General features: G+C 66.6%; 29 protein-coding genes, 1 tRNA gene and 1 pseudogene. 26 read left to right on the top strand and 5 right to left on the bottom strand.

Annotated features, from left to right (window positions below):
• Nucleotides 1-2,391, bottom strand: a complete 2,391-nt coding sequence (locus ITX31_RS00270) for an ATP-binding cassette domain-containing protein (protein WP_194781501.1) — start codon at nt 2,389-2,391, stop codon at nt 1-3.
• Between the two features lie 236 nt (nt 2,392-2,627).
• Between ITX31_RS00270 and ITX31_RS00265 the strand changes: the two genes are divergently transcribed.
• The 26 genes and pseudogenes from ITX31_RS00265 (at nt 2,628) to csrA (ending at nt 23,321) form a co-directional block, all read left to right on the top strand.
• On the top strand, nt 2,628-2,972 hold the full coding sequence (locus ITX31_RS00265; RefSeq protein WP_194781500.1) for a flagellar basal body rod protein FlgB: 345 nt from the start codon (nt 2,628-2,630) through the stop codon (nt 2,970-2,972).
• Entirely contained in the window at nt 2,972-3,364 is a 393-nt protein-coding gene (locus ITX31_RS00260; protein ID WP_194781499.1) for a flagellar basal body rod protein FlgC, read from the top strand. Before ITX31_RS00265 ends, ITX31_RS00260 begins: the two co-directional genes overlap by 1 nt.
• The gene (gene fliE / locus ITX31_RS00255; RefSeq protein WP_194781498.1) at nt 3,364-3,672 is read left to right on the top strand and encodes a flagellar hook-basal body complex protein FliE; all 309 of its coding nucleotides are present in this window, start codon (nt 3,364-3,366) and stop codon (nt 3,670-3,672) included. Before ITX31_RS00260 ends, fliE begins: the two co-directional genes overlap by 1 nt.
• Nucleotides 3,672-5,285, top strand: a complete 1,614-nt coding sequence (fliF, locus tag ITX31_RS00250) for a flagellar basal-body MS-ring/collar protein FliF (protein ID WP_194781497.1) — start codon at nt 3,672-3,674, stop codon at nt 5,283-5,285. The genes fliE and fliF overlap by 1 nt, the downstream gene beginning before the upstream one ends.
• A gap of 110 nt (nt 5,286-5,395) precedes the next feature.
• Nucleotides 5,396-6,406, top strand: a complete 1,011-nt coding sequence (gene fliG / locus ITX31_RS00245) for a flagellar motor switch protein FliG (RefSeq protein ID WP_194781697.1) — start codon at nt 5,396-5,398, stop codon at nt 6,404-6,406.
• A complete protein-coding gene (locus ITX31_RS00240; protein ID WP_194781496.1) occupies nt 6,396-7,013 on the top strand; it encodes a FliH/SctL family protein in 618 nt (205 codons plus the stop codon). The genes fliG and ITX31_RS00240 overlap by 11 nt, the downstream gene beginning before the upstream one ends.
• Nucleotides 7,010-8,431, top strand: a complete 1,422-nt coding sequence (locus ITX31_RS00235) for a FliI/YscN family ATPase (RefSeq protein WP_194781495.1) — start codon at nt 7,010-7,012, stop codon at nt 8,429-8,431. Before ITX31_RS00240 ends, ITX31_RS00235 begins: the two co-directional genes overlap by 4 nt.
• Nucleotides 8,432-8,433: 2 nt before the next feature.
• A complete protein-coding gene (locus tag ITX31_RS00230) occupies nt 8,434-8,868 on the top strand; it encodes a flagellar FliJ family protein (RefSeq protein ID WP_194781494.1) in 435 nt (144 codons plus the stop codon).
• Nucleotides 8,865-9,533: a C40 family peptidase gene (locus tag ITX31_RS00225; protein ID WP_194781493.1), complete on the top strand. Its 669-nt coding sequence runs from the start codon at nt 8,865-8,867 to the stop codon at nt 9,531-9,533. Before ITX31_RS00230 ends, ITX31_RS00225 begins: the two co-directional genes overlap by 4 nt.
• Nucleotides 9,530-10,939 (top strand): flagellar hook-length control protein FliK, encoded by a 1,410-nt coding sequence (locus ITX31_RS15945; RefSeq protein ID WP_194781492.1) that lies wholly within the window; start codon nt 9,530-9,532, stop codon nt 10,937-10,939. The genes ITX31_RS00225 and ITX31_RS15945 overlap by 4 nt, the downstream gene beginning before the upstream one ends.
• A gap of 15 nt (nt 10,940-10,954) precedes the next feature.
• On the top strand, nt 10,955-11,425 hold the full coding sequence (locus ITX31_RS00215; protein WP_194781491.1) for a flagellar hook assembly protein FlgD: 471 nt from the start codon (nt 10,955-10,957) through the stop codon (nt 11,423-11,425).
• A gap of 79 nt (nt 11,426-11,504) precedes the next feature.
• A complete protein-coding gene (locus tag ITX31_RS00210; protein ID WP_194781490.1) occupies nt 11,505-12,713 on the top strand; it encodes a flagellar hook protein FlgE in 1,209 nt (402 codons plus the stop codon).
• A gap of 189 nt (nt 12,714-12,902) precedes the next feature.
• Nucleotides 12,903-13,214, top strand: a complete 312-nt coding sequence (locus ITX31_RS00205; RefSeq protein ID WP_194781489.1) for a flagellar FlbD family protein — start codon at nt 12,903-12,905, stop codon at nt 13,212-13,214.
• Entirely contained in the window at nt 13,214-13,999 is a 786-nt protein-coding gene (locus ITX31_RS00200; RefSeq protein ID WP_194781488.1) for a motility protein A, read from the top strand. The genes ITX31_RS00205 and ITX31_RS00200 overlap by 1 nt, the downstream gene beginning before the upstream one ends.
• A pseudogene (locus ITX31_RS16005) lies at nt 13,996-14,118 on the top strand (flagellar motor protein MotB); the annotation flags it as partial. The gene ITX31_RS00200 and the pseudogene ITX31_RS16005, both read left to right, overlap by 4 nt.
• A 118-nt stretch (nt 14,119-14,236) precedes the next feature.
• Nucleotides 14,237-14,878 carry an OmpA/MotB family protein gene (locus tag ITX31_RS00195; protein ID WP_228528856.1) on the top strand — a complete coding sequence of 214 codons (642 nt, stop codon included), beginning with the start codon at nt 14,237-14,239 and terminating at the stop codon, nt 14,876-14,878.
• Between the two features lie 62 nt (nt 14,879-14,940).
• Entirely contained in the window at nt 14,941-15,816 is an 876-nt protein-coding gene (locus ITX31_RS00190; protein ID WP_194781696.1) for a flagellar motor switch protein FliM, read from the top strand.
• Nucleotides 15,816-16,511: a flagellar motor switch protein FliN gene (gene fliN / locus ITX31_RS00185; protein ID WP_091608065.1), complete on the top strand. Its 696-nt coding sequence runs from the start codon at nt 15,816-15,818 to the stop codon at nt 16,509-16,511. Before ITX31_RS00190 ends, fliN begins: the two co-directional genes overlap by 1 nt.
• Nucleotides 16,512-16,976 (top strand): FliO/MopB family protein, encoded by a 465-nt coding sequence (locus ITX31_RS00180; RefSeq protein ID WP_091608062.1) that lies wholly within the window; start codon nt 16,512-16,514, stop codon nt 16,974-16,976.
• The gene (gene fliP / locus ITX31_RS00175) at nt 16,976-17,866 is read left to right on the top strand and encodes a flagellar type III secretion system pore protein FliP (protein ID WP_194781487.1); all 891 of its coding nucleotides are present in this window, start codon (nt 16,976-16,978) and stop codon (nt 17,864-17,866) included. The genes ITX31_RS00180 and fliP overlap by 1 nt, the downstream gene beginning before the upstream one ends.
• Nucleotides 17,866-18,141, top strand: coding sequence for a flagellar biosynthesis protein FliQ (fliQ, locus tag ITX31_RS00170; protein ID WP_091608059.1), 276 nt, complete (start codon nt 17,866-17,868; stop codon nt 18,139-18,141). Before fliP ends, fliQ begins: the two co-directional genes overlap by 1 nt.
• Before the next feature lies 1 nt (nt 18,142).
• Entirely contained in the window at nt 18,143-18,901 is a 759-nt protein-coding gene (locus ITX31_RS00165; RefSeq protein ID WP_194781486.1) for a flagellar biosynthetic protein FliR, read from the top strand.
• Nucleotides 18,902-20,035 carry an EscU/YscU/HrcU family type III secretion system export apparatus switch protein gene (locus tag ITX31_RS00160; protein ID WP_194781485.1) on the top strand — a complete coding sequence of 378 codons (1,134 nt, stop codon included), beginning with the start codon at nt 18,902-18,904 and terminating at the stop codon, nt 20,033-20,035. It abuts the gene before it with no gap.
• Entirely contained in the window at nt 20,032-22,083 is a 2,052-nt protein-coding gene (locus ITX31_RS00155; protein ID WP_194781484.1) for a flagellar biosynthesis protein FlhA, read from the top strand. Before ITX31_RS00160 ends, ITX31_RS00155 begins: the two co-directional genes overlap by 4 nt.
• Nucleotides 22,058-23,011, top strand: a complete 954-nt coding sequence (locus tag ITX31_RS00150) for a hypothetical protein (protein ID WP_194781483.1) — start codon at nt 22,058-22,060, stop codon at nt 23,009-23,011. Before ITX31_RS00155 ends, ITX31_RS00150 begins: the two co-directional genes overlap by 26 nt.
• A 64-nt stretch (nt 23,012-23,075) precedes the next feature.
• Nucleotides 23,076-23,321, top strand: a complete 246-nt coding sequence (gene csrA / locus ITX31_RS00145; protein ID WP_194781482.1) for a carbon storage regulator CsrA — start codon at nt 23,076-23,078, stop codon at nt 23,319-23,321.
• A 218-nt stretch (nt 23,322-23,539) separates the two neighbouring features.
• On the opposite strand, the gene ITX31_RS00140 is transcribed toward csrA, so the two are convergent.
• The 4 genes from ITX31_RS00140 to ITX31_RS00125 form a co-directional block, all read right to left on the bottom strand.
• Complete coding sequence (locus ITX31_RS00140; RefSeq protein WP_194781481.1) at nt 23,540-23,887, bottom strand: hypothetical protein; 348 nt, start codon at nt 23,885-23,887, stop codon at nt 23,540-23,542.
• A 196-nt stretch (nt 23,888-24,083) separates the two neighbouring features.
• Entirely contained in the window at nt 24,084-24,245 is a 162-nt protein-coding gene (locus ITX31_RS00135; protein ID WP_194781480.1) for a hypothetical protein, read from the bottom strand.
• A gap of 137 nt (nt 24,246-24,382) precedes the next feature.
• Nucleotides 24,383-24,458 (bottom strand) — tRNA-Thr (locus tag ITX31_RS00130).
• A 121-nt stretch (nt 24,459-24,579) separates the two neighbouring features.
• A complete protein-coding gene (locus tag ITX31_RS00125; protein WP_194781479.1) occupies nt 24,580-26,148 on the bottom strand; it encodes an alpha/beta hydrolase in 1,569 nt (522 codons plus the stop codon).
• Nucleotides 26,149-26,198: the final 50 nt, after the last annotated feature.

The following is a 26,198-nucleotide window of genomic DNA, read 5'->3' as shown; positions in this document are numbered from 1 at the left end:
CTAGGCGCCCACGTAAGCGGCGAGGTGTTCCCCCGTAAGGGTTGACCGCCCCGCCACCAACTCGGATGGCGTGCCCTCAAAAACGATCCGTCCGCCGTCGTGCCCTGCCCCCGGACCCAGATCGATGATCCAGTCCGCGTGCGCCATGACCGCCTGGTGGTGCTCGATCACAATCACCGACTTCCCGGAATCGACCAGCCGGTCCAGCAGCCCGAGCAGCTGCTGCACGTCCGCCAGGTGCAAACCCGTGGTGGGCTCATCGAGGATGTAGATGTCCCCCTTTTCCGCCATCTGCGCCGCCAGCTTCAAGCGCTGGCGTTCGCCGCCGGAAAGCGTGGTCAGCGGCTGACCAAGGGTCAGGTAGCCCAGCCCCACGTCACAGAGCCGCTCCAGGACCTTGTGCGCTGCGGGGGTCTTGGCGTCGCCGCCGGCGAAGAACGTGAGCGCTTCCGCGGCGGACATCGCCAGGACCTCCGCGATGTTCCGCCCGCCCAGGGTGAACTCCAGTACGGCGGCCTGGAAGCGCTTGCCGCCGCATTCCTCGCAGGTGGACTCCACGGTGGCCATGACTCCGAGGTCCGTGTAGATGACCCCGGCGCCGTTGCAGACCGGACAGGCGCCCTCCGAATTTGAACTGAACAGCGCCGGCTTCACCCCGTTGGCCTTGGCGAACGCCTTCCGGATGGGTTCCAGCAGCCCGGTGTACGTGGCGGGGTTGGACCGCCGGGACCCCTTGATCCCGCTCTGGTCAATGACGACGACGCCGTCCCGCTTCGCCACCGACCCGCGGATCAGGGAACTCTTCCCCGAGCCGGCCACACCGGTCAGGGCACAGAACACGCCAAGCGGAATATCGACGTCGACGTCCTGCAGGTTATTGGCGGACGCGCCGCGCACCTCCAGCACGCCGGACACCGTACGCACTGACTCCTTCAACTGTGCCCGGTCATCCAGATGGCGGCCGGTAACGGTCCCGGACGCGCGCAGCCCTTCCACGGTGCCCTCGAAACAGATTTCCCCGCCGCCGGTTCCGGCTCCGGGGCCAAGGTCCACCACGTGGTCCGCCACCACGATCATCTCCGGCTTGTGTTCAACCACCAGCACCGTGTTGCCCTTGTCCCGCAGGGCCACCAGCAGCAGGTTCATCCGCTCAATGTCATGCGGATGCAGCCCGATGCTCGGTTCATCGAAGACGTAGGTGACATCGGTCAGCGAGGAGCCGAGGTGGCGGATCATCTTGGTTCGCTGGGATTCACCGCCGGACAGGGTTCCCGCCGGACGGTCGAGCGAGAGGTAGCCCAGGCCGATCTCCGTGAAGGAGTCCAGCAGATGCTGCAGCCCGGCCAGCAAAGGCGCCACCGACGGTTCCTCCAGCTTCCGGACCCACTCAGCCAGGTCGCTGATCTGCATGGAGCACAGGTCCGCGATGTTCTTCCCCTTGATCTTCGAGGAGAGCGCCTCCTGCGCCAGCCGGGTTCCGCCGCACTCAGGGCAGGTGCTGAAGGTGATGGCACGGTCCACGAAGGCTCGAATATGCGGCTGCATGGCCTCGCGGTCCTTGGACAGCATCGACTTCTGGATCTTGGGGATCAAGCCCTCGAAGGTGACGTTGATGCCGTCCACCTTGAGCTTCGTCGGCTCCGCATACAGGAGGGCCTGAAGCTCCTTCTTCGTGAACTTCGCAATCGGCTTGTTCGGGTCAAAGAGTCCGGTGTTGGCGAAGATCCGCCCGTACCAGCCGTCCATGCTGTAGCCGGGAATCGTGAGGGCGCCCTCCAGGATGGACTTGGAATCATCGAAAAGCACGGCCAGATCGAAATCGCTGACGGACCCCATGCCCTCGCAGCGCGGGCACATCCCGCCCAGCCGGTTGAAGGTGGCCTTCTCAGCTTTGGTCTTGCCGCCGCGCTCTACGGTGATGGCGCCGGACGCCTTCACGGAGGGGACGTTGAAGGAGTACGCGTTGGGGGAGCCGATGTGCGGATCACCGAGCCTGCTGAAAAGAATGCGCAGCATGGCGTTGGCATCGGTGGCCGTTCCCACGGTGGACCGCGGATTGGCGCCCATCCGCTCCTGGTCCACGATGATCGCCGTCGTCAGCCCGTCAAGGCGGTCTACGTCGGGGCGGGAGAGGTTCGGCATGAACCCCTGGACGAAGGCGCTGTAGGTCTCGTTGATCATGCGCTGGGAGTCGGCGGCAATGGTCGCGAAGACCAGGGAGCTTTTCCCCGACCCGGAAACCCCGGTAAAGACCGTCAGGCGGCGTTTGGGAATCTCCACGCTGATGTCTTTGAGGTTGTTTTCCCGTGCTCCGATAACCCGGATCAGGCCGTGGCTGTCCGCAGGGTGGACGGTGGAGGACTGGGTTGCCGGATCCGTAGCCGTGCTCATGGTTTCTCCCTGGAAGGTTCCGCGGTGTGAAATGCCACGTTACCTGTGCGGACGGACACTGCGCTTCTTTGTTCCTGATCGGATTCCTACCTGGATGCCCGCGACGAATTACCTAGAACAAAGGCGAAAGTACTTACACGCGCCGTCGGGCCGCCGATAACCACCAGTGAGCATGGATCGCTCACGCAACAGGCCACGGATCGGCCGCTCCGTTCCCCATAAGAAGCGGGTTTCCTGTGTTCGACTCCGTGTCCTCGGTGGCGCTGCAAAGCGCGCTCAATGGCCTGGCCCTGCGCCAGCGCAGCATTGCGAACAACATCGCCAACGTGAACACCCCCGGCTACCACGCCCAGCGGGTCAGTTTCGAAGACGCCCTTGCCAAGTCGGTCAAGGCCGGCAACAAAGCCTTCACCGACGTGAGCACCGCCCGCTCCCTGGAACCCACGCGGCTCGACGGCTCCAACGTCAACCTGGACACCGAAACCCTGTCCAACATTGACACCGTCCTGCGCTTCCAGTTCGCTTCCCAGGCCGTTGGCGGAGAAGCGAACTCCCTCCGCACTGCCATGAGGACCCAGTAATGACATTCGACGCCATCGGCATTGCCGGCAGCTCCCTGACCGTCCACCGCAAGTGGCTGGACGCTGTCTCGGACAATCTCGCGAACATGAACAATGCCTCTTCCACCGACGGCGCGGCCTTCCAGGCCCGGTACGTCGTCGCGCAGGAAGGCGCGGCGAACACCGGCGTCTACGTCTCCGGCGTCGAATACGGGGATGCTGAGGGCCGGATGGTCCACGAACCGAACCATCCCCTCGCCGACGAAGACGGATACGTCCGCTACCCGGACATTGACATGGCCGAACAAATGAGCGCGCTGATCATGGCGCAGCGCGGCTACGAGGCGAATGCCGCCGTCGTTGACCGCGCCAAGGCCACCTATGAAGCCGCCCTCCAGATTGGACGCTCCTGATGCCCGTACCAGCCATCGCAGCCGTTGCCGGCACTCTGCCCACCGCCTACCTCGAAAACACGGCTCCGGCCGTTCCGGCCACGGACGGCTCGGGTTTCGCGACCCAGCTCGCCGGAGCCGTGGACAATGCGCAGCAGCTTTCCTCCGCGTCCAAGGAGCTGGCCGTCCAGGCCGTCACCGGTGACCTGGATGACATCCATGCCGCGACCATCGCCTCCACCCGCGCCTCCGTAACCCTGGAACTGGTGGCTGCCGTGCGCAACAAGAGCGTTGACGCCTTCAACGAGATCATGCGGATGCAGGCGTAATGACACAGGTGAACGCGGCATTTGGCCGTTTGGGGAAAACCATTGGCCAGTTCACCCTGGCGCAGAAGACCCTTGCGCTGATTGGTATCGCTGTCCTGGGGCTGGGCATCTTCGCCCTGGCCAGCTGGGCATCAAAGCCCTCCTATTCGCCGCTTTTCTCCGGCCTCCAGCCCTCCGATGCGAACACCATCGTTGAGCAGCTGCAGGCCGACGGCGTTCCGTACGAGATTGCCAACGGCGGCGGAACCATCATGGTTCCGGAACAGAACGTCTACGACCAGCGGCTCAAGGCCGCCGGCGCCGGGCTGCCCGCATCCTCCACGGGCGGCTACTCGCTGCTGGACAACATGGGAGTCACCTCCTCCGAGTTCCAGCAGTCAGTGACCTACAAGCGGGCGCTTGAAGGCGAACTCGCCAAGACCATCGGCGCGCTGAACGGGGTCAAGACCGCTTCCGTGCAGCTCGCGCTGCCGGAGCAGACGGTCTTCGTCTCCGAAAAGGTGGACCCCACTGCCTCCGTGTTCATCGATACCGAGAGCGGAGTGACCCTGAGCGGGGACCAGGTGCAGGCAATCGTGCACCTCACCTCCGCCGCCATCGACGGCATGAAGGCCACCAACGTGGCCGTCATCGACTCGGCCGGGACGGTACTCTCCGCCGTCGGCGTGGGCGCCACCGGTTCCGCGGACAAGCAGGCCACCGACTACGAGGAGCGGATCGCCTCCTCCGTCCAGACCATGCTGGACAAGGTTGTGGGCCCGGGCAACGCAACCGTGGCCGTTGCCGCTGACATGAGCTACGAATCCGCGAACCGGGTGGAGGAAACCTTCACCAACCCGGACGGCACCCCCGCACTGAACGAAGCCACCACCACCGAGGAATACACCGGCGGCGGAGCCAACGGCAACACCGCGGCCGGCGTCCTGGGCCCGGACAACATCGCCGTGCCCAACGGCGGCAACGACGACGGCGCCTACACCTCCGAATCCACCACCAAGAACAACGCGGTGAACAAGGTGACGGAAACCCGGGAAATTCCCGCTGGCGCCCTGAACCGGCAGACGGTTTCAGTGGCGCTGAACTCCGCCACTGCCGCAGGCATGAACGTCGCGGACATCCGGGCACTTGTCTCCAACGCGGCCGGCATCGACACCGCCCGCGGGGACCAGCTCACGGTGGAAATGATGGCCTTCAACGCCACCGGCGCCGAAGCAGCACAGGAAGCGCTGGCCGCCGCCGAAGCGGCAGAAGCGGCTGAACGCCGGGCCGAACTGGTCCGCATGGGCATCCTGGCCGCCGGCATCGTGCTGGCCGTCATCATTGCCCTGGTGGCCTACGCCATCCGCTCCCGCCGCCAGAACCGCGAAGCCGTGGACATCGGCATCCTGCCGGAACTCGATCCGCTGGCACCGCCCGCCGGTCTGGCGATGATCGGGCAGGACCAGGGCCGGGCCGTCCTGGAGCCTCCCGTGGACACCGCATCCCTGCGGATCGTGGCGAATGCCGCCGGTTCCGAGCGCAAGCTTGAGGAACTCGACCACCTGGCCCTGCAGGATCCGGTCCGCACGGCGGACTATCTGCGCAACTTCATGGATGAGGGGCAGCGGGTATGACCGAACAGAGTTCCGGAACAGCAGTGGCCACGATGACGGCCCCCGAGACCGAACTGCAGGAAGCGCCCACCGCGGCAGTTCCTGCGGTCCGCCCCCCTGTGTCCGCGCCGATGCTGCCCAAATTGACCGGCATGCAGAAGGCCGCCGTCATCCTGATGCAGCTGGAGACCTCACGCGCGGCGACCGTGCTGCAGCAGTTCACCGAGGCCGAGGCGCAGGAACTGGCCGCGGAGATCGTGAACCTGCGCCGCGTTGACGTCAACGCGGTTGAGGCGGTCATCAACGAGTTCTACGAGATGACGGTGGACGGACGACGCCGCGCCCACGGCGGACGCGACGTCGCCATGGGACTGCTGGAAGCCTCTTTCGGTACCGAACGCGCATCCGGGGTGATGGACCGACTGGCCTCCTCGATGGCGGGCAAGTCCTTCGAATTCCTGGAACGCGCCGAAGCCCCCCAGGTGGTGAGCCTGCTGGAGAACGAACTGCCGCAGACTATCGCCCTGGTCCTGGCGCACATGCGCCCGCAGCGTGCCTCCGCGGTGATCAGCGGGTTCCCGGACCAGCTGCGCACGGACATTGCCCAGTGCATCGCCAACATGTCCCGGGCCACTCCCGAGGCGATCCGCATTGTGGCGGAGACGCTCAAGGCCCGTGCCACCGCGGTCGGCGCCGCCCGTGAAGCCGCGGACCAGGTTGGCGGCATCCAGCCGCTGGTGGACATCATCAACCGTGCCGACGCGGCCACCGAGCGCGCCATCCTCGAGGCGCTGGACGCCCGGGATCCGGACCTGGCCGAGGAAGTCCGTTCGCGGATGCTCACCTTCGCCGACCTCACCAAGCTCGAACGCCGCGACGTGCAACTGGTGCTGCGCGGCATCGACGTCGCCGTCCTGGCCCTGGCCATGAAGGGCGCCAGCGAAACCGTGCTGGAAACCGTGCGGACCAATGTCTCCGAACGCAACCGCGAAATCCTGGACGACGAGATCGCCGCATCGGGTCCCGCCCGCCTGTCCCAGGTGGAGGAGGCCCGCGCCACGATCGTGCGGGCGATCCGCGACCTGGAAGCCCAGGGCGCGATCACCATCCACCACGCGGACGAGGAAGAGTATGTCTACTGAGTCCCCGGAACGCACCTTCTCACGCATGGCCTACCCCGCGCTGGGCGGGCACGATGCGGAGCGTGCCGCGGAACGCGGACGGGCGCAGGGCCACGCGGCCGGCTACGCAGCCGGGCTGCATGCCGCTGCCGCCGAGACGGCGCGCCTGCGGCAGGAACTCAAAACCCGGTTCGACGCCGAAACCGCCGCGCTGCGTGCCCGCGCCGACCACGCGCTGGCCCTGCTGAACGCCGCGGAGCAAAGCGTGGCTCAGCAGACCGTGCCGGTCATCGCCGAAGTGCAGGATTCACTGGCCGCCGCTGCCCTGGAACTTGCAGAAGCGCTGCTCGGCCGCGAACTCGCCAATGGCGAGACATCCTCCCGGGCCGCCCTCGACCGCGCCCTCTCCGGCGTTGACGTGCGGCTGGTCCAGACGGTACGGATGCATCCTGCAGACCTCGCCGTCCTGGGCGACGACGTGCTGAACCAGGCCGGCGTGGCATTCACTGCCGATTCCTCGCTGAAGCGCGGAGACGCAGTCACCGAGTTCCCCGACGGTTTCCTTGACGCCACGCTTGCCACGGCCCTGTTCCGGGCCAGGGCTGCGCTGCTGGGTGATGCGGCATGACGCTCACCGCCAATCCGCAGGCCCAGGCGCAGGAAGGTGCCGCATCCGCTCCGCTGCCGTCCCGCCGGGAACGCCGCCGCGCCCAGGTATCGCCGACCGCCCTGTTCAGGCCCCGCGGCGAGGCATTCGGACACGCGCTGGCCGCGGCCCGGCCGCAGCGGGTCGGCAAAGTCTCCACCGTCGTCGGGCTCAGTGTTGAAGTCACCGGGCTGGACTGCGCAGTCGGGGACCTCATCAGCCTGGGCGCCCCAGGCGCAGAGGTTGACGCCGAAGTGGTGGCGGCGACCCGCGACGGCGTGCGCTGCATGCCCTTCGGGCGCCTGGCCGGACTCACCGCCGGCAGCCTCGCCAGGTCCAAGGGCATGCCGATCCGTGTCCCCACCGGAAACGGCCTGTTCGGCCGGGTCCTGGACGGCCTCGGCCGCCCGATCGACGGGAAGGGTCCGCTCCAGGTTGAGCAGTTCGTTCCGCTGGACCATGACACGCCCCCGGCGATGCAGCGGTCCCGCATCACCGAGCCGCTGCAGCTTGGCGTCCGGGTCCTGGACACCCTGACCACCGTGGGCAAGGGCCAGCGCATGGGCTTGTTCGCCGGCTCCGGCGTGGGCAAGTCCTCCCTGCTTTCAATGATTGCCCGCGGCACGGACGCCGAAGTGTCCGTCATAGCCCTCGTGGGAGAGCGCGGCCGTGAAGTCCGCGAGTTCCTCGAGGATGACCTCGGTGAGGAGGGGCTGGCCCGCTCCATCGTCGTCGTCTCCACTTCCGATGAGCCCGCCCTGATGCGCCTGCGCGCAGCGTTCGTGGCCACCCGCATTGCCGAGTCGTTCCGCGACCGGGGCGCGGACGTGATGCTCATGATGGACTCGCTGACCCGCGTGGCGATGGCCCAGCGGGAAATCGGTTTGTCCGTCGGCGAGCCGCCCGCGACCCGCGGCTACCCGCCGTCGACCTTCTCCCTGCTGGCCCAGCTGCTGGAACGCGCCGGAACGGACAAAACCGGTTCGGTCACCGGCATGTACACCGTCCTGGTGGACGGAGACGACCACAACGAGCCGATCGCCGACTCGGCCCGCTCCATCCTGGACGGCCACGTGGTGCTGGACCGCAAGCTAGCCGTAGCCGGGCACTTCCCCTCGGTGGATGCCCTCGGCTCGATCTCCCGCGTAGCGTCACGGGTCAACCCCAAGGACCGCAGCCACGCCGCATCTGGCCTGCGCCGGGTCCTGGCCGCCCGCCGTTCCGCGCAGGACCTGATCGACGTCGGCGCCTACCAACGCGGGACCAACCCGCTGGTGGACGCGGCGGTGGACCACGAGGACACCATCAACGCGTTCCTGCAGCAGCGGATGGATGAGCAGACTCCGGCGGACAGCGCCTGGGACCAGCTGCAGCGGCTCACGATGAATCTGGGGGTTTAGGTATGGGACGGGACTTTCCGCTCGCCGGACTGCTAAGGCTGCGCCGCCTGCAGCAGGACAGCGCTGCCGGCACGCTGGCTGCAGCCAACGCGGACCTTCGCCGGGCTGCAGAAGCCAGGATCGAGGCCTACGGTTCCCTGGCCGCGACGCCGCTCGAGGCAGCCGACGCCGCGACGCTGAACGCCATTGCAGCGGCACGTGCTTCTTCGCGCAGCATGCTGGCGGACCTGCTGGCGGCGGAGCAGCTGAAGGATGCGGCAGCGAGCACTGCCCAGGCCGAGTTCCAGGCAGCCCGCGCACGTTCGGTGGGGCTGGAAAAGCTGGAGACCAAGCATTCCGACGCCGTTGCGGTGGAGGACCTGCGCACCGAACAGAACGTCCTGGATGAACTTGCCGGCACCGCCTGGCACCGCCGGCAGAAAGAAGCTTCCTCATGAGCATGACCGACGCCATCGGCCGGATCCAGGAAATCCGCTCCACGATAGACGCCCTCGCCGGAACAAAAGCCCCCGCGGCAGCCACAGCCGCCGGCAGCGCTTCGGGTACCCAGGCCGCCGGTACCGGCGGAGCCGGTTTCGCGGCCACCCTGTCCGCGCTCACCGGCACCACGTCCGGCCTGCCCGACGGCGCAACGAACGAAGCGCTGATGGGATCGGTGGAAAAGTACCTTGGCCTTCCCTACATCTGGGGCGGCAACGACCCGGCTGTAGGCCTGGACTGCTCCTCCTTCGTGCAGAACGTGTTCAAGGACCTCGGGCATACCCTTCCCCGGGTCACCTGGGACCAGATGAACGCCGGAACCAAGGTGGACTCCATGGCGCAGGCGCAGCCGGGTGACCTGCTCTTCACGCACGACGGCGGCCACGTCTCCATTTACCTGGGCAACGGCAAGGTGGTGGATGCCCCGCAGCCGGGTAAGACCATCCAGATCCGCGACGCCTGGGAAACCGACGCCAACATCACCACGATCCGGCGGATCCTGCCTGCCGAAAGCGCCGCATCGGTTCCGGGCGCCGCCTCACCGGCCGCCGCTGCCGCCATCACTGACATGGTTGCCTCAGCACGTGCCATGCAGGCCTCGCTGATGGGAGCGGGCGCATGAGCGTACCCGCAGCCTTCCTGACCGCGCGGCCGGCAGCGGCCTCCTCCGGCAGCGCATCCTCCGGCAGTGCGGACGCCGGTGCAGGATTCGGCACGGCACTCGAGGCCGCAGCCGAAGCACTGCCCGGTCTCCGGGGGCAATCCGGCTACGCGGACAGTGGCGCGGGGAACGGCTCAGGGACTGACGACGACGCGGCTAACCTAACGGTCGGCCCAACGGCCGACACTGCAGCCGACACCGCAGCCGACACTGCCGCTGCCGCCGGTCTGCCCTTCGCCGCTGCTCCCGTGCTGGACGGACTTGGTCTTCCAGTGGACCCTGAACTGCAGCTTTCATTGCCGGTGCCCGGGGCAGGCGCTGTTCCCGCGGAAGCGGAAGGTACGGCCGGGGGACCGGCGGAATCCGGGACGTTCCGGGGCCAGCTGCCCGGCACCGCCGCAGGAACGGCGGTGCCGGAAACGGCCGACACAGCCGCCGCCGCAATGGACGCCGCAGCTCCAGTTGTCGCCGTGCCCGTCGCTGGTGCGCCGGCAGCGGCCGCCGCTGCACCTGCCGCAGGCGCAGCACCTGCCGCAGCTGCGGTTCCTGCCGGCGGAGCGGGCACCGAAGAGACACCGGTCCCGGCTGCCGTTCCGGGGGAGCAGGCTGGGCAGCTCCCCATGTCTCCTGCCCCGCTGACCGCGGCGGCTGCGCCCGCTGCCCCGGCCGCAGACGCAGTCGTGGCCCGCACTTCGGCCGCAGGCGCAGTACGAGCCGACCAGGTTCCGGCGGCACCCGCTGCTCCGGTTCCCGGCACCGGGACAGGACACCAGCCCGCGCCACCGGCAGCGGACGCCGGCACTGACGCCGTCGCCGTCGTCGAGCCGGGCAAGGCGGGTTCGGCGCCGACGCAGCCCGCTGCTGCCGCACTGGCCGTTCCGGCCGTCTCCGTGCCGGTAGTGCAGGCCTCCGCACCGGCTCCGGTCCAGGCTCCGGCGCCGGCACAGCCCGCTCCTTTCCTGGCACAGGTCAGCCAGCCGCTGTTCAGCCTCAGCGCCGCGTCTACCGGCGAACACGTGATGACGCTGAGTGTGACGCCGGAGAACCTTGGCCCGGTCACGGTCCGCGCCCACGTCAGCGGGGACGGCATCCGTGTGGAGCTCTTCGCACCGAATGACGCGGGACGCGAAGCGCTCCGGACCATCCTCACCGACCTCCGCCGGGACCTTTCCGGGGCGGGAATGAACACTTCACTGTCCCTCTCGGCGCAGGACCAGCCGGGATCGGAAACAGACCAGCGTGGTGAAGCTGCGGACTCCGGTGCCGGACGCCACCGGACGGAACCCGACGCGGCACCGCTGCCGGTCCAGCAGATCTACCGGGCCGCGGAACGCGGTCCGTTCACAACCCTCGACATCCTGGCCTGAGAAGGAGAACCACCCATGCCGGTAGAAGCAGTAGCACCAGCCAGCGGGGCCACCGCCACGCAGCCCGTGCGCGCACCCAAACAGGTCATGGACAGCGAACTGTTCCTGACCCTGCTGGTCACCCAGCTGCGCAACCAGGACCCCAGCTCGCCCATGGACACGAACGAGATGATCGGCCAGACCACCCAGCTGGCCACCATGGAACAGCTCACCAATATGGCCACCATGAGCGAGGAGAACTTCTCCCTGCAAATGCGCATGGCGGCGGCGGGCCTCATTGGCCAGACCGTCAGCTACACCAACGAAGCCGGAGAGTCCGTAACCGGTACGGCCAGATCGGTTTCATATCTCTACGGGGTGCCGACAGTGAGCGTTGACGGTGTGGACGTCCTCCTGGACGCGATCTCCGGAGTAGTGGCTGCAGGCGTCCCGGCTCCCGCCCCCGGCGGAAACGACGGATCCGACAACCCGGGTACGACGGCGTAACCCGGCTCCTGCCGAGCCTGCACTCCCGATCCATCAGGTCTTACAAGCTTCCAGACCCATCAGCTGAAAGGCGTATCCAATGCTCCGCTCCCTGTACTCCGGAATCTCCGGACTCCGTTCCCACCAGACCATGCTGGATGTCACCGGCAACAACATCGCCAACGTCAACACCACCGGTTACAAAGCGACCGCTGTGCAGTTCCAGGACACGCTGTCCCAGCTGACCCAGGGCGCCACGGCCCCCGGCGCAAACAACGGCGGCGGAAACCCGGCGCAGGTAGGCCTGGGCGTGCTGGTCTCCGGCATCACCACCAACTTCACCCAGGGCTCCGCGCAGTCCACCGGCCGCGCCACGGACATGATGATTTCCGGCGACGGCTACTTCGTGACGAAGCAGGGCACCCAGACCACCTACACCCGTGCCGGCGCCTTCGACCTCGACGCCGAGGGCCGCCTGGTCACCACGGACGGGAAGATCGTCCAGGGCTGGACCGGAGTGAACGGCGTCATCAACACCGGCGGCGCCGTGGGCAACGTGCAGCTGCCCGACGGCGCGATCGCCCCTGCCGTTGCTACCTCACAGGCTGCCGTCGGCGGCAACCTGCCGTCGGAGACGCTGCCTGCGGACCCGGCGGCTGTTCCGCCCAGGGCAGCTGGAACGTTCGTCCGTGACATGGACGTATACGACGCCAACGGAAACGCGACCGTTGTTCCGCTGACCTTCACCCGCACCCCGGGCGGCTGGACGGCTTCCGCTGGAGGGGCATCGGTCGATCTTGCCTTCACGAATGGAACCCAAGTTGCAGGCAACCCGGCCACCCTGGCCGTTACCACCGCTGCGGGGAATACCGTCAACGTGGACCTCACCGGTCTGACCAGCTACGCCGGAGTCAGCACCGCATCGGTGATCGGACAGAACGGCCGCGCGGCCGGAACCCTGGAGTCCTTCTCCATCTCCAAGGACGGCACCATCGTCGGATCCTTCACCAACGGTGCCAAGCAGTCCCTGGCCCGCATCGCCGTCGCCACCTTCACCAACCCCGCAGGCCTGGAGAAGGCCGGCAACTCCGGCTACACCGCCACCGTGAACTCCGGCAACCCCGTCCTGGGCGGCCCGGGCGATCCAGGCATGGGCAGCGCCATTGCCGGCTCGCTGGAAATGTCCAACGTGGACCTGTCCCAGGAATTCACCAACCTGATCGTCGCCCAGCGCGGCTTCCAGGCAAACGCCCGCATCATCACCACCTCTGACGAAGTGCTCCAGGAACTGACCAACCTCAAGCGCTAGCTCGTCCCTCCGGGACACTCCGGCCGGCCCCCGCACCATCGTGCGGGGGCCGGCCGTGTTTGCGCCGGGAGGGCACCAGGCCCAGCCTCCCGGGCGCCCTGGCCCCGGCTTCCTTACGGTGACCGCCCCTCTGCCGAAAGTAAGGGGTGACGGCTTAGCCAAGCCGGACGCTGCAACCGGGACGGGCACATGATTGTTCTTACGCGACTGAACGATGCTCAGTTTGCGATCAACCCTGACCTGATTGAACGCATCCACGCCAATCCGGACACCACCCTGGTGATGGTGGACGGAGCCAAGTACATCGTCACGGAGTCCATGGAAGAAGTGATCGCGCTGATAGCCCAGTTCCGGGCAAGGGTGATCTCCATGGCACGCGACATCCCGCAGGTACCGTTGCGGCCGGGAACTGGACTTGGGCTGGTTCCCGATGCGGGCGCCGGGGGGACGCCGGAAGCAAACAGTACCAAGACCGTGCCCCTTCGTCCGAGGAACAAATAATGGATCCGGCAACAATCATCGGCCTAGTGCTGGCCTTCGGGTCGCTGTATGCAATGATCACCCTCGAAGGCGCGCACCTCAGTGCCCTGCTGCTGCCCGCCCCCATGATCCTGGTCTTTGGAGCAACCATCGCCGTAGGACTGGCAGGCGGCACGCTGAAGGACTTCATCTTTTCCTTCAAGGCGCTGCCCCGGGCCTTCATGGGCAAGAAGCCCAATCCGCAGGAAACCATCGACAACGTGGTGGAGCTGGCCGAAAAGGCACGTTCTGAAGGGCTGCTCTCCCTTGAACAGAACGCCGCTGAGGTGGATGACCCGTTCCTCAAGGTGGCACTGCAGAACATTGCCGACGGCACCGACGGCGAAGACCTGCGGATCCTGCTGGAAGACGAAATCAACACAAAGGCCTCGAGCGACAAGGTCGCCATCAAGTTCTTCAACAGCCTGGGCGGCTACGCTCCCACGATCGGCATCATCGGCACCGTCGTCTCGCTGACCCACGTGCTCGAGAACCTCTCCACGCCGGACACGCTGGGGCCCATGATCGCCACCGCTTTCGTAGCCACCCTCTGGGGACTGCTTTCAGCCAACTTCATCTGGCTGCCCATTAGTGCACGGCTCAAGCGGCTCAGCGACCTGGAAGTCGAGCAGATGACCCTGCTGATGGAAGGCGTCCTCGCCCTCCAGGCCGGAAGCCAGCCGCGCCTGCTCGGCGAGCGGCTGCGGGCCATGGTTCCGGCACATGAACTGGCTTCCACAACGCGCGAGACCAGCGACGCAGCATGAGTGCCGCACGCCGCCGCAAGCGCCGGGACGAGGAAGAGAACCACCCGGACGAACGCTGGATGGCTTCCTACATGGACATGGTCACCGTCCTGATGTGCATGTTCATTGTGCTCTTCGCGATGTCCACCGTGGACCAGGCCAAGTTCGAACAGCTCAAGGCCTCCCTGGCCACCGGCTTCGGTCAGGCGGAATCCAACACCGTTGACACGGCCAAGGGTGTGGTGGTGCCCCCCCGCCATGGTCGAAACCGAAGAAGTCCTGGACCCGGACGCGGACCTGGCCATGCTGGCGGCCATGGAAGTCCAGGACCTGACGGCCCTGCGCGACCGCCTGCAGGACGGCCTGGAAGACAAGGGCCTGCAGGACGACGTCCGCTTCGAAATCGATGAACGCGGCCTGACCATCCGACTGGTCAGCTCCGAAATGTTCTTTGAACCCGACGTCGCTGACCTGACCGCGGAAGCCCGCGACGTCCTGAACGTGATTGGTCCCATCCTGCAGCCCACCGCCTACGACCTCTCCGTCGAAGGCCACACCGCACAGGTTCGCCAGTACACCGATTCGGCACTGGACTGGGAGCTGTCCTCCTCGAGGTCGGTGAATGTGCTGCGCTACCTGATGGATCCCGGAGGCATCGACTACAGCAGGATCAAGGCAGTCGGCTACGGCGAATCAAGGCCGCTGAACGCCGGCAGCACGGCGGCCGAGCTGGCGCAGAACCGGCGCGTGGACATTGTGGTGCTCTCCGGCCAGTCCGAGGCCGTCCGGCAGCTGATGCCCGCCGTCGTCAACGGCCAGATCACCTTCCCGGCGGAGCCGGAAGCACCGGCCGGCGACGAGGGTCCGGAGAAGGAAGTTCTGCCCGCTTCGAACCACTAACCAAGCAGTTCCCGCCGCCGATAGTTCCCTGCGTGACGGTCCAGCAAGATGTATCCCTTGGCATGCCCCCAAAAGCCCTGCGGCAGGTTGAAGCCTATGATTTTCGGCGCCCTACCACCCTTGCCCGCGAGCATGCCCGGGTCCTTGAAATGGCCTTCGATACTTTCGGCCGCCAGTGGGGTACCCAGCTGACGGCGAAGGTCCGCGTGCTTTCCCAGGTCACCTCCGAGCAGGTCCAGACCATGACGTACGACGAGTACGTCGCATCCCTTCCCGAAGACACGGGCATGGTGCTCTTCTCCATGCCGAACATCTCTGCCAAGGCGGTCATCCAGTTCCCCATGGCGGCCGCGCTGTCCTGGGTGCGGCACATGCTCGGCGGAACGGGCAACCAGCCGGCCCCGGAACGCAAGCTGACCCATATTGAACAGGCGCTGCTGAGCCGGATCATGGACGAGGCCCTCGAAGACCTGCACTACGCGCTGGGAAGCCTGCTTGCCGCGCCGCTCTCACCGTCTTCCATCCAGTACAACTCCCAGTTCGCGCAGGCCGCCGGCTCCACGGTGCCCATGATCGTGGCCCGCTTCGAGATGGTGGTGGGCGACGCCGCTGCCCCGGCCACAGTGGCCCTTCCCGCCGAAGCGATCCTGCCGCAGCTGGGCCCGGTCCGGCCGAATCTATCCGACGCCACTCCGGCCGAACTGGTCACCGAGCAGCTGGCCAACCTGCCGGTGGACGTGTCCCTGCAGCTGAACCCCATCCGGGTGAAGCCCGGCCTGGTGCTCGACCTCGCCGTGGGAGACGTCCTGAACCTTGACCATCCGCAGCACCGACCCCTGAATGTCACAGTCGACGGCCAGACGCTGGCCCAAGCCGCGGTGGGGGCCAGCGGCTCCCGTCTGGCCGGAGTGATCGTAAGCACCGAGGAGAACATCTAATGAGCACCACCCTGGCCCAGCACGCCGAAGCCGCAGCAGCCCTGGTAGGACTGCTGCCCACCCCCGCACCGCTGCAGCCCGCCCCGCATTCCCAGCTGGGCCTGCCGCTGGAACAGATGTCCCAGGCTGTCACCGCTTCCTTCGTAGGGTCCGTCTCCGCGGACCTGGCCGTCGTCCTGCTCTCCGGCGCCAGCGTCTTGGACGCCGCCGGATCGGATTCGCCCGCTGTCTCCACCGCTGATGTCCTCCGCCCGGCCCTGGAAGCCGCGAGTGCCACCCTCGGCGCCGGAGTGCTCGGTGATGCACGCACCGAAGACGCCTCCGCGCTCTTCGGGCACATGGAAACCTCCGTCTTCGAACTGCGCGGCCCCGAGGGCACCGCGGGCTGGTTCGCCGTCCGCATGCGTTCCGGCGGCCAGGGCAGCACCGCCGCCCAGTCCGTCGTGGGCAAGCTGGGCCGCATCAACAACGTTGAGATGGCGCTGACCGTGGAGATCGGACGGACCCGCATGGCCGTGCGTGACGTGCTGAACCTGGAACCGGGCCGCGTCGTGGAGCTGGACCGTTCCGCCGGCGCGCCCGCTGACATACTGCTCAACGGGCGGATGATCGCCCACGGTGAGATCGTCGTCGTGGACCAGGACTACGCAGTCCGCATCACCAAGATCCTGGACGTAGCCGAGGGCCTGGGCTAAATGGACGATTCCGCAGTCATGGCGCTGCGGGTCCTGGTATCGCTCGGTGTGGTCCTGGGGCTCCTGTGGTGGCTCCAGCGCCGCCTGATCCGGGGACGCGTTTCCGCCGGCGCCGAAGCACCCATCAGGGTCATCAGCCGGCAGGCGATCAGCCCCAAGGCCTCCGTCGTCGTCCTGGAAACCGGAGGCCAGCGCTTCCTGCTGGGCGTCACCGAAGCGAACGTCAACGTGCTCCACACCTCAGAGGCGGAACCCGCCCCGGACGCCGGCTTCGCCGCTTCCCTCCAGGACGCTGCCACAACTGCCGGCAGCCAGGCGGGAACGGACGACGGCGGCCTGCCGCGCCGCCGTGATACCCGCCGCGCTGCGCCGGGCAGTGGAACCTCCGTGCTCAACGGCTCCATCCTGTCCCCGGACACCTGGCGGCAGAGTGCCGCGTTCATCCGCCGCGGACGGCCGGACTGATGGCTGTCATCCTCTCTCCGGTTACGCCGGCACGCCTTTCCTCCGGCATACTTGCCCGGCCCGGACTCCGCAGGTTCCTGCTTGGCGCATTGCTGGTCCTCGCCGCCACCCTGGCCCTGATGCTGGCAGGCACCGCTGCCGGCCACGCCACCACCTTTGATCCGGTGGCGCCGGCCGATCCGGCGGCGCCCACCCAGCCGGGGAGCCCCGAGGAAACCGGCGGGTTCTCCGTTGACATTAACGGCGTGGACGGAACCCCCTCCACCGCCGTCGTCACCCTGATCGGCATCACCCTGCTGTCCGTGGCACCGGCTCTGCTGCTGATGATGACGTCCTTCACCAAGATCTTCGTGGTGCTGGCCATGACCCGGAACGCCCTGTCGCTTCCGTCCATCCCGCCCAACCAGGTGCTGGCAGGCCTGGCCCTCTTCCTTTCACTGTTCATCATGGCGCCGGTGCTGACCGAGATTAACAACCTTGCCGTGCAGCCCTATCTGGAAGGTGAGTTCACCTTCACCGAAGCGCTCAACACCGGAGCCGGCCCGCTGCAGCAGTTCATGCTCGCGCACACCCGTGAAGAGGACATAGCCCTGATGACCCGTGCCGCGGGCCAGCCGAACCCGGAGAGCCCGGAAGCGGTGCCGCTGCTGACTCTGATCCCGGCGTTCATGATCTCGGAGCTGCGCGCAGCGTTCATCATCGGGTTCGTGATCTTCATTCCGTTCCTGGTCATCGACCTGGTGGTGTCCGCCGCCCTGATGTCCATGGGCATGATGATGCTTCCGCCGGTCATGATTTCCCTGCCGTTCAAGATCCTGCTGTTTGTGCTGGTGGACGGCTGGGGGCTGATCATCACCTCGCTGGTGAACAGCTACCAGGGCGGTGGCTGATGGATACAAGCGCTGTCCTGGACATCGGCCTCCAGGGACTCTGGGTCGCGGCGAAACTCGCTGCCCCGGTGCTGCTGACCGCCCTGACCGTAGGTTTCGCCATCTCCCTGCTGCAGTCAATTACCCAGATTCAGGAAATCACGCTCTCCTTCGTACCGAAGGCAATCGCTGTGTGCATCGCGCTGCTGGTCTGTGGGCACTGGATGATCACCGAAATGATCACCTTCACCCAGCAGCTGTTCGAGAAAATACCGTCCCTGCTCGGCGGGGGATGACATGTCCATCACCCTGGACCAGGCCTGGCTGGAAGCGGTGATGCTGGCCGGCGTGCGGATGGTGGCGTTCCTGGTCATCGCCCCGCCGTTCTCCTACAACGCGTTTCCCGGCCGGGTAAAGGCCATGCTTGCCATCGGACTGGCCCTGGCCGTGGCTCCGCAGGTCTCCGAGGGTTACACCAGCCTGGGAACAGCGGCGTTCATCACCGGCCTGGTGCTTGAATTCGTGGTGGGCGCGGTGCTGGGCTTCCTGGTGCTGCTGGTGTTCTCCGCCGTGCAGTCGGCAGGCCAGCTGATCGACCTGTTCGGTGGTTTCTCCCTGGCCCAGGGCTTCGATCCGCAGTCCATGGTCAACGGTGCCCAGTTCACCCGGCTGTTCCAGATCACCGCACTGGCGCTGCTCTTCGCCTCGGACGGTTACCAGATGATCATCTCCGGGCTTGCCCGCAGTTTCACCGCGCTGCCGCTGGCCGGCGGAATCGACCTGGCCGAACCGGTCCAGGCCATCATTGCGGGCGTGACGCAGATGTTCATCGCGGCGGTGCAGATTGCCGGCCCGCTGCTGGTGGTGCTGTTCCTCGCCGATGCCGGACTGGGCCTGCTGACCCGGGTGGCCCCGGCACTGAACGCCTTCGCACTGGGTTTCCCGCTGAAGATCCTGCTGACCCTGACGCTCGTGTCCGTGGTGTTCGTGGCGCTGCCCCGCGTGGTGTCGGTCCTGGTGGACCTGATAGTGCGCACGCTGGCGGGGGTGGGATAGATGCCGGAGCAGGACTCAGGAGAGCGGTCAGAAGCCGCCACCCCGAAACGGATGAAGGAAGTCCGGGAAAAAGGCCAGCTTTCCCGGTCTGACGACCTCACCGCCTGGGTGGGCGTTGGTGCCGCCGCGGCCATGATGCCGGCGACCATCAGCCGAGGCTCGGACAAAGGCGCTGAAAGCCTCATGCGCGTTGACTCGCTGGCGTCGAATCCCAGTCCGGAGGCAGCGCTGCGGATGTTCGAGCAGGGGGTTGGCGGGCTGGTTTACATCATGGGGCCGATGCTAGCGGTGGTGGTGGTTGCCGTGCTCGCCACCGCTGCCCTGCAGGGTGGAATCCACTTCAAGAAGTTCAAGGGCAAGTACGAGCAGTTTGACCTGGTCAAGGGCACCAAGCGGGTTTTCGGCGGCCAGGCCATCTGGAACGGCGTGAAGGCGCTGCTGAAGACCGCCGTCGTAGGACTGGTGCTCTACGCCGTTGTCCAGAACCTGATGCCTGCCCTGATGACCGCCGGCGGCATGTCCATCACGGCCCTGGTCGCTGAGGCCGGCGGGGGAGTTGCCACCCTGCTGCAGTTCGCCGTGGCGGCGGGCCTGGCCCTCGCGGCTGCGGACATCATGATGGTGATGCGCCGCAACCGCAAGCGGACCCGCATGACCAAGAAAGAGGTCAAGGACGAGAACAAGAACACCGACGGCGATCCGCTGATCAAATCGCAGCGGCGTTCCCGTCAATTGGCCATGAGCCGGAACCGCATGATGGCCGCGGTGGGGGACTCCGACGTCGTGCTCCTGAACCCCACACACGTGGCCGTCGCCCTGAAATATGAGCCGGGCAAGTCCGCGCCGCGTGTGGTGGCCAAGGGTTCCGGAACCATTGCCGCCCGAATCCGCGAGGAAGCCGAAGCCAAGGGCGTGCCGATGGTGCGAGACGTTCCGCTGGCCCGCGCCCTCCACTCGGCCTGTGAACTGGGCCAGGAAATCCCGGTGGAGCTCTACAGCGCCGTGGCCCGGGTCCTGGCCTTTGTCATGGCCCTGAAAAACCGCGGCGCCGCCGCGGGGGTGCACACCATGGCCCCCGACCCCTCAGCTACCGTCCCCGCTTCCGCCCCACAACACCGTAAGGCAGCGCCGTGAACCGCAACCTCCTGAAGCTCACAATCCCCGTGGGCGTGATCGGAATTATCCTGCTGCTGGTGGTCCCCGTGCCCGCCGGGCTGCTGGACTTCCTGATCATCATCAACATCCTGCTGGCACTGGTGATCCTGCTGACCACCATGTTCGTGAAGAAGCCGCTGGACTTCTCCGTGTTCCCTTCAATGCTGCTGGTCGCCACCCTGTTCCGGCTTGGCCTGAACGTTGCCTCGACCCGGCTTGTGCTCGGCGACGGCTACGCCGGCCAGGTGATCGAGGCGTTTGGGCACGTGGCCGTGGGCGGCTCCCTGATCATCGGCGCGGTGATCTTCCTGATTCTGGTGGTGATCCAGTTCGTGGTGGTCACCAAGGGCGCCGAGCGTGTGGCCGAAGTCGGTGCGCGCTTCACCCTGGATGCCATGCCGGGCAAGCAGATGGCGATCGACGCAGATCTGAACGCGGGGCTCATCACGGACATCCAGGCACGGGAACGCCGTGCCGAGGTCTCCGCGGAGGCCGACTTCTATGGCGCCATGGACGGTGCGTCCAAGTTCGTGAAGGGCGATGCCATCGCCGGCCTGATCATCATCATCATCAACGTTGTGGGCGGCATCGCGATCGGTATGCTGCAGCGCGGCATGTCCGCCGGTGAAGCCATCGACACCTACACGCTGCTGACCATCGGCGACGGCCTGGTCACCCAGATCCCGGCCCTGCTCATGGCCGTTTCCACCGGCATGATCGTCACCCGGTCCAACGCCGAATCGGATATGGCCTCGACGGCGTCTGCCGAGCTCAGCCAGTCACGGAACGCGCTGATGATCGCAGGTGCCGCCGCGATCGTGATGGCGCTGATTCCGGGCATGCCGAAGATTCCGTTCATTGTTATTGGCGCACTGCTGATCTTCGCCAGCCAGCGGGTCAAGGCCCGCCAGGCCGCGGAAGAAGCGGCCGCTGCAGATCCGGTGGCGCAGCTGACCGCGGCACCGGCCTCGGACACCACCGAGGACCTGATCGAACAGATGCGGGTCCACGCCCTCGAAGTGATGCTCTCCCCGGACCTGGTGGACATCGTCACCGGCGGCTCGGATGACCTCCTGGCCCGCGTCCGGGCCCTGCGCCGCAAAATCGCCCTGGAGCTCGGCATTGTGGTTCCGCCGGTCCGGACCCGGGACAGCGTAGACCTGCCCGCATCCACCTACGTGATCCGGATTGCCGGCGTCGAAGCGGGACGCGGCGAGGCGCCGGCGGGCAAGGTGCTGGCGCTGGGCGACTTCCTGGACGGGCTCCCCGGCACCGCCACCGTTGAACCTGTGTTCGGACTCTCCGGAAAATGGGTTCCCGCCGAAATGCGCCATGCCGCGGAAATGGCCGGTGCCACCGTCATTGACCGGGTATCCGTCCTGGTCACCCACCTCTCCGCGATCATCACAGCCAATGCCGCCCGGCTGCTCACCCGTGAAGACGTGCGGGTGCTCACCGAAGGGGTCAAGCAGGTCAGCCCCTCCGCCGTGGATGAACTGGTTCCAAACGTGCTCTCGCTGGCCGAGGTGCAGCGCGTGCTGCAGGGCCTGCTCGCGGAGCAGATTCCCATTAATGACCTGCCGCGTATCTATGAATCGCTGCTGCTGAAGGCCAAGACGTCTCCGGATCCCGAAGGCCTCATCGAGGCGGCCCGGCAGGCCCTTGGCCCGGCCCTGGCAGCCCAGTACGTGGAGTCAGGTGTCCTGAGGGTGATCATGATCGACCCGTCCCTGGAACAGGCCATGCTGGAGAGCCTGCGCCCCTCGGACCAGGGCACGCAGATCCTCCTGGACCCCGCACGAATCGAAAGCATCATAGGATCACTTAAGTCCACTGTGGCCACAGTGGAAAACGCCGGCCACAGCGCGGTCCTGGTGTGCGCGCCAGCCCTGCGGCCGGCCATCCGCCGGCTCGTTTCGGCGCAGGCCAACGGACTTCCGGTGCTCTCCTACCAGGAGGCAACCGCCGCGAACGTGAACATTGAAACAGTAGGAGTGCTCCGTGGAACCGAGACGATTTCAGCTTGAGGGCCCGTCCCTTGATGCGCTGAAAGCGCAGGTCCTTGCCGAGCACGGACCGCGGGCCCGGATCATCGCTGCCGAAAAGGTTACCGTAGGCGGCATCGGCGGGTTCCTCGCCCGCCACCACTACGAGGTGACGGTGGAGCTCCCGCCGCGCGGACGCCGGGCAGCTCCGGTGGATGCGGACCTGCCCAGCCGCGCCGGAATCGGTGCACTGCTGGCCCTGGCGGAGGAAGCCGAGGGCGGGTACCGCCCGGCCGAACCGGCCCTTCCGGACGTCTCCACCGGCACGAACGCGTTTGCCGAGCTGATGGCCGATCTGTCCCAGAACACCGGCGCCCCTGCACGTGCTCCGGCAAGCGCACCGGCACCCGTTCCGGCGTCCTTCCCGCAGCTCCCACCCGGGGCCGGTGCCGGTTTCCCCGCGCCGCGCCAGGAAGTCCCGGTTCCGCTCGCCGGCGCCGGGGACCTGGTGATTGTCGTGGGGCTGGGACAAGACCCGCTGCTGGTCTGCGAGTCAATGGCCGCGGCCGCCGGATTCAGTGCCCAGACCCTGCGCGCAGCCGGAGCGGTTGACGGGTCGGGCGTGGGGCGCGCGGGGGACCGCCGCGCCGTCGCGACCGCACGGGCAGCCGGGGTGCTGGCCGGACACCCCATCTTTCTCGCGTACGGGATTGGCCGGGGCGTCAGCGAAATCGGCAGGCACACCACCCTGATTGCTGCCCTCGCCCCGGACCAGCTGTGGGTTGCCGTTGATGCCGGGCGGAAGGCCGAGGACACCGCGGCCTGGGTCGGAGAGATCCGCGCAGCGTCAGTCGTTGACGCGGTGGCTGTCGAAGGCCTGGAAGGAACGGCCACGCCGCAGACCGTCAACACCCTCGGACTCCCGGTTGGCTGGCTCGACGGCGCCGCGTCCGGTTCTGCGGTCCTATGACGTTTCATCCTCCGGCCCTACGCCGAAACAATAGGGCCGGGTGTGCTTGCGATAGAGTGAATAAATGCTCGTGCTAACGCGGAAATCGGGAGAGCAGATCCTGATAGGTGATGACATTGTCATTACCGTGCTCGATTCGCGGGGCGACGGCGTCCGAATTGGCATTGATGCCCCCCGCGGCGTGAAGATCCAGCGCAACGAAGTTGTCCGCGCTGTCGAGGAAGCAAACGTAGCCGCTGCTGCTGCGGGCCCCGAAGATGAAGAGCGGATCAAGAACCTGCTTGGTTTGCGCCGGCCCGACGCGGAATAGCCGTTTTAGGCCGCCCGGACAGGAAAACCCCTTCCGGCGCCTCTGCGCGCCCGCACAGTCCTTAAAGGCCAAACCCCGGCAACCATTGGGGTGGAAGCCGGGGCCGCGAGCCAGGCGCCTTCCGCGGACGGGCGGTCAGCGCACCACATGCAACTGTGTGGCTCGTTTGGTGCAGTAATTAATTGGGATACATACTGCAGTTTTTCTTGGGGGGAAACTTAGCTGCCTGAGCGGACCTTGGTTCCAAAGAGGCGGATGGTGCGGCGTGCAGGGGCAGCCATGCGGGCCCGGGAGCCTGCAACATGGCGCTCAGCCTGGCCCTTATCGGTGCGGGTTCCGTAGTAGTCCTGCAGAAGGCGCCGCTCGTGGGTGGAGCAGCGGACTCCGGGGTAGCGGTAGCCGCGGATTACCCAGTAGCCGGTCTTGTCGGTAGGGCGCTTGTCATTGGCCCATTCGGGGACCAGACGGCGGCCGCATTCCGCGCAGAGGCCGGCAACGTGGCTGTCCCGCTGGACATCCGTGTAGCGCTTGACCAGAACATCCGTGCCTGCGTTCCATGCGTTCACGTGCTAACCCCCCAATTAGTCTTCGCGGTCCTTGCGTTCGGCCTGGCCCGCGTTAGCTGATGCTTAGAACGATATAGGCGCTCACCGAAACAAACGCTCAAGTTCGGCGCGCGGAACCCGCAATGTTTCCCCAAGAATTTTCTTGCGTTTATCTTGAGCTTTGCGCACGGGCAAAGCCACGTCTGTTCCCGGCCCCTCAGCCGGTGCTGGAGCCGCTGTTCCGGCGCTCCGTGAGCACCCGCCTGAGCAGGCGCACCAGCCCAATCAGCCCAAAGACGATGGGCATGACGGCGATGATGCCCGCTACCGGGTCCTTCACGAAGGTCAGGATGCAGACCCCGAAGAAAATATGCAGCACGTAGCCGGCTGCCTGCGCGGTGCGGGGATGCGTCCGGAGCGCTCTGCGAAAGAAGGTGATGACGGCCCCCGGGAAGTCAATTGCTGAAGCTGCGCAGAAGCCCCCGGAACCAGTGCTGGTTCCGGGGGCTTCGAAAGTGGAGCCTCCTGCCAGAATCGAACTGGCGACCTTCTCATTACGAGTGAGACGCTCTACCAACTGAGCTAAGGAGGCGGGCTTCCTCTAACCGTTCACCGGCCAGAATCCACAAGGAACTACTTTATACGGCGCGGGCAGCGTGGTCAAAAGCGGCCGCCGGCGATCAGCGTCCCGGCCTCCACCGGTGTCCAACCCCCTACGAACAGGTGAGTCCGTCCTCGGGCACCGTTCCGTCCATGAAGTAGTCATCCACGGCGTCCGCGATGCACTGGTTCCCCCGGCCATACGCGGTGTGTCCTTCGGCCTCCCAGGTCACCAGTACGGCGGAGTCCAGCTGGCCGGCCAGCGCCTGGGACCATTCGTACGGAGTGGCGGGGTCGCCGGTGGTGCCGACGACCACGATCGGATCGGCGCCTTCGGCGGTGAACGGGCGGGGTTCGTTGACCGGGGCGTAGGGCCACGCCTCACACGTCACGCCGCCGTAGGCGAGGAAACGGCCCAGGGTGGGGGAGGCTTCCTCGAGTTCCGCGGCGTCGGCGGCCATCTGCGCGGGATCCGCTTCCATGGGATAGTCCAGGCAGTTTACGGCGCTGAAGACCTCAAAGGAGTTGGACTCGTAGGTTCCGTCCTCGTTCCGCACCGCGCCCAGGTCCGCAAGCATCAGCATCATGGTGGGATCGCCGCGGAGTGCCGCATCCAGGGCCTCGGTGAGCGCGGGCCAGTTGGCGTCGTTGTAGAGCGGCAGGATGAACCCGCTGATAAACACGGAGACGGTGACCGGGCGGCCGTCCGCAGCAGTGAGGGGGCTGGTCTCAACGGAGGCGATGAGGTCCCGGATCGTTTGGATGCCGTCGTCCACTGAACCCTTCAGCGGGCAGTTGGACGAGCTCTGGCAGTCCCGGACGTAGGCGCGGATCGCCTTTTCGAACGCGCGGGCCTGCCCCAGGGTCACTTCCTCGTTGCTGGCGGCCGGATCCAGTCCGCCGTCCAGCACCATGCGTCCCACCTTCTCCGGGAACAGCTCGGCGTACGTGGCGCCCAGGAAGGTGCCGTAGGAGAAGCCGAGGTAGTTTAGCTTCTGGTCCCCGGCTACGGCACGCAGGATGTCCATGTCCCTGGCGGCGCTTTGGGTGTCCACGAAGCCAAGCAGCTCCCCGGAAGTTTCTGCACAGGCGCCGGCATACTCGGCGGCGCCGGCCCTGGCTTCCTCCAGCCCGGCCTCCGTCGAGGGGTCGAGGATCTCCGCACGGGCCTGGTCCACTTCCTCATCACTGAGGCAGTCCACCGGAGTGGACCGGCCAACGCCGCGGGGGTCGAACCCCAGGATGTTGAACTCGCCGCGCAGCCGGTCAGTGGTCACTCCCTGCAGCGAGTCCCGCACGGTGGCGTAGCCGGAACCGCCCGGGCCACCTGGGTTGACCAGGACCGTTCCCTCAGGAGAGCCTCCGGCTTCAGCGAGGATCACGGCCAGCTCGATGCTGCGTTTTTCCGGATTTGCATAATCCAGCGGAACGTCAATGGTGGCGCAGAGGAACTCTCCTTCGCAGGATTCCCAGACGACTTCCTGCTCGTAGAACTCCCGCAGGTTTCCGGGTACGTCGCCGATCACTTCGGGGGCGGCGGTCTGCGTTCCCTCGGACGGATCATCGGTTTTTCCGGGCGTGCAGGCGACCAGGCCGGCCACCATCAGTGCGGCAGCCGCGGAGGCACAGGCACGGCGCACGGAACGGCTCCCGGCCCGGAATCGGCGTCGTTCAAGGGTCATTGCGGCGGCTCCTGGTCCAGGTGCGTCGATTGGGGTGTGGTTCGCGGGCT

Source organism: Arthrobacter gandavensis (assembly GCF_015355785.1).
Lineage (GTDB): Bacteria > Actinomycetota > Actinomycetes > Actinomycetales > Micrococcaceae > Arthrobacter_B > Arthrobacter_B gandavensis_A.
Note: the sequence above shows the minus strand (reverse complement) of the source record. Positions and strands in the feature narration are given on the sequence as shown.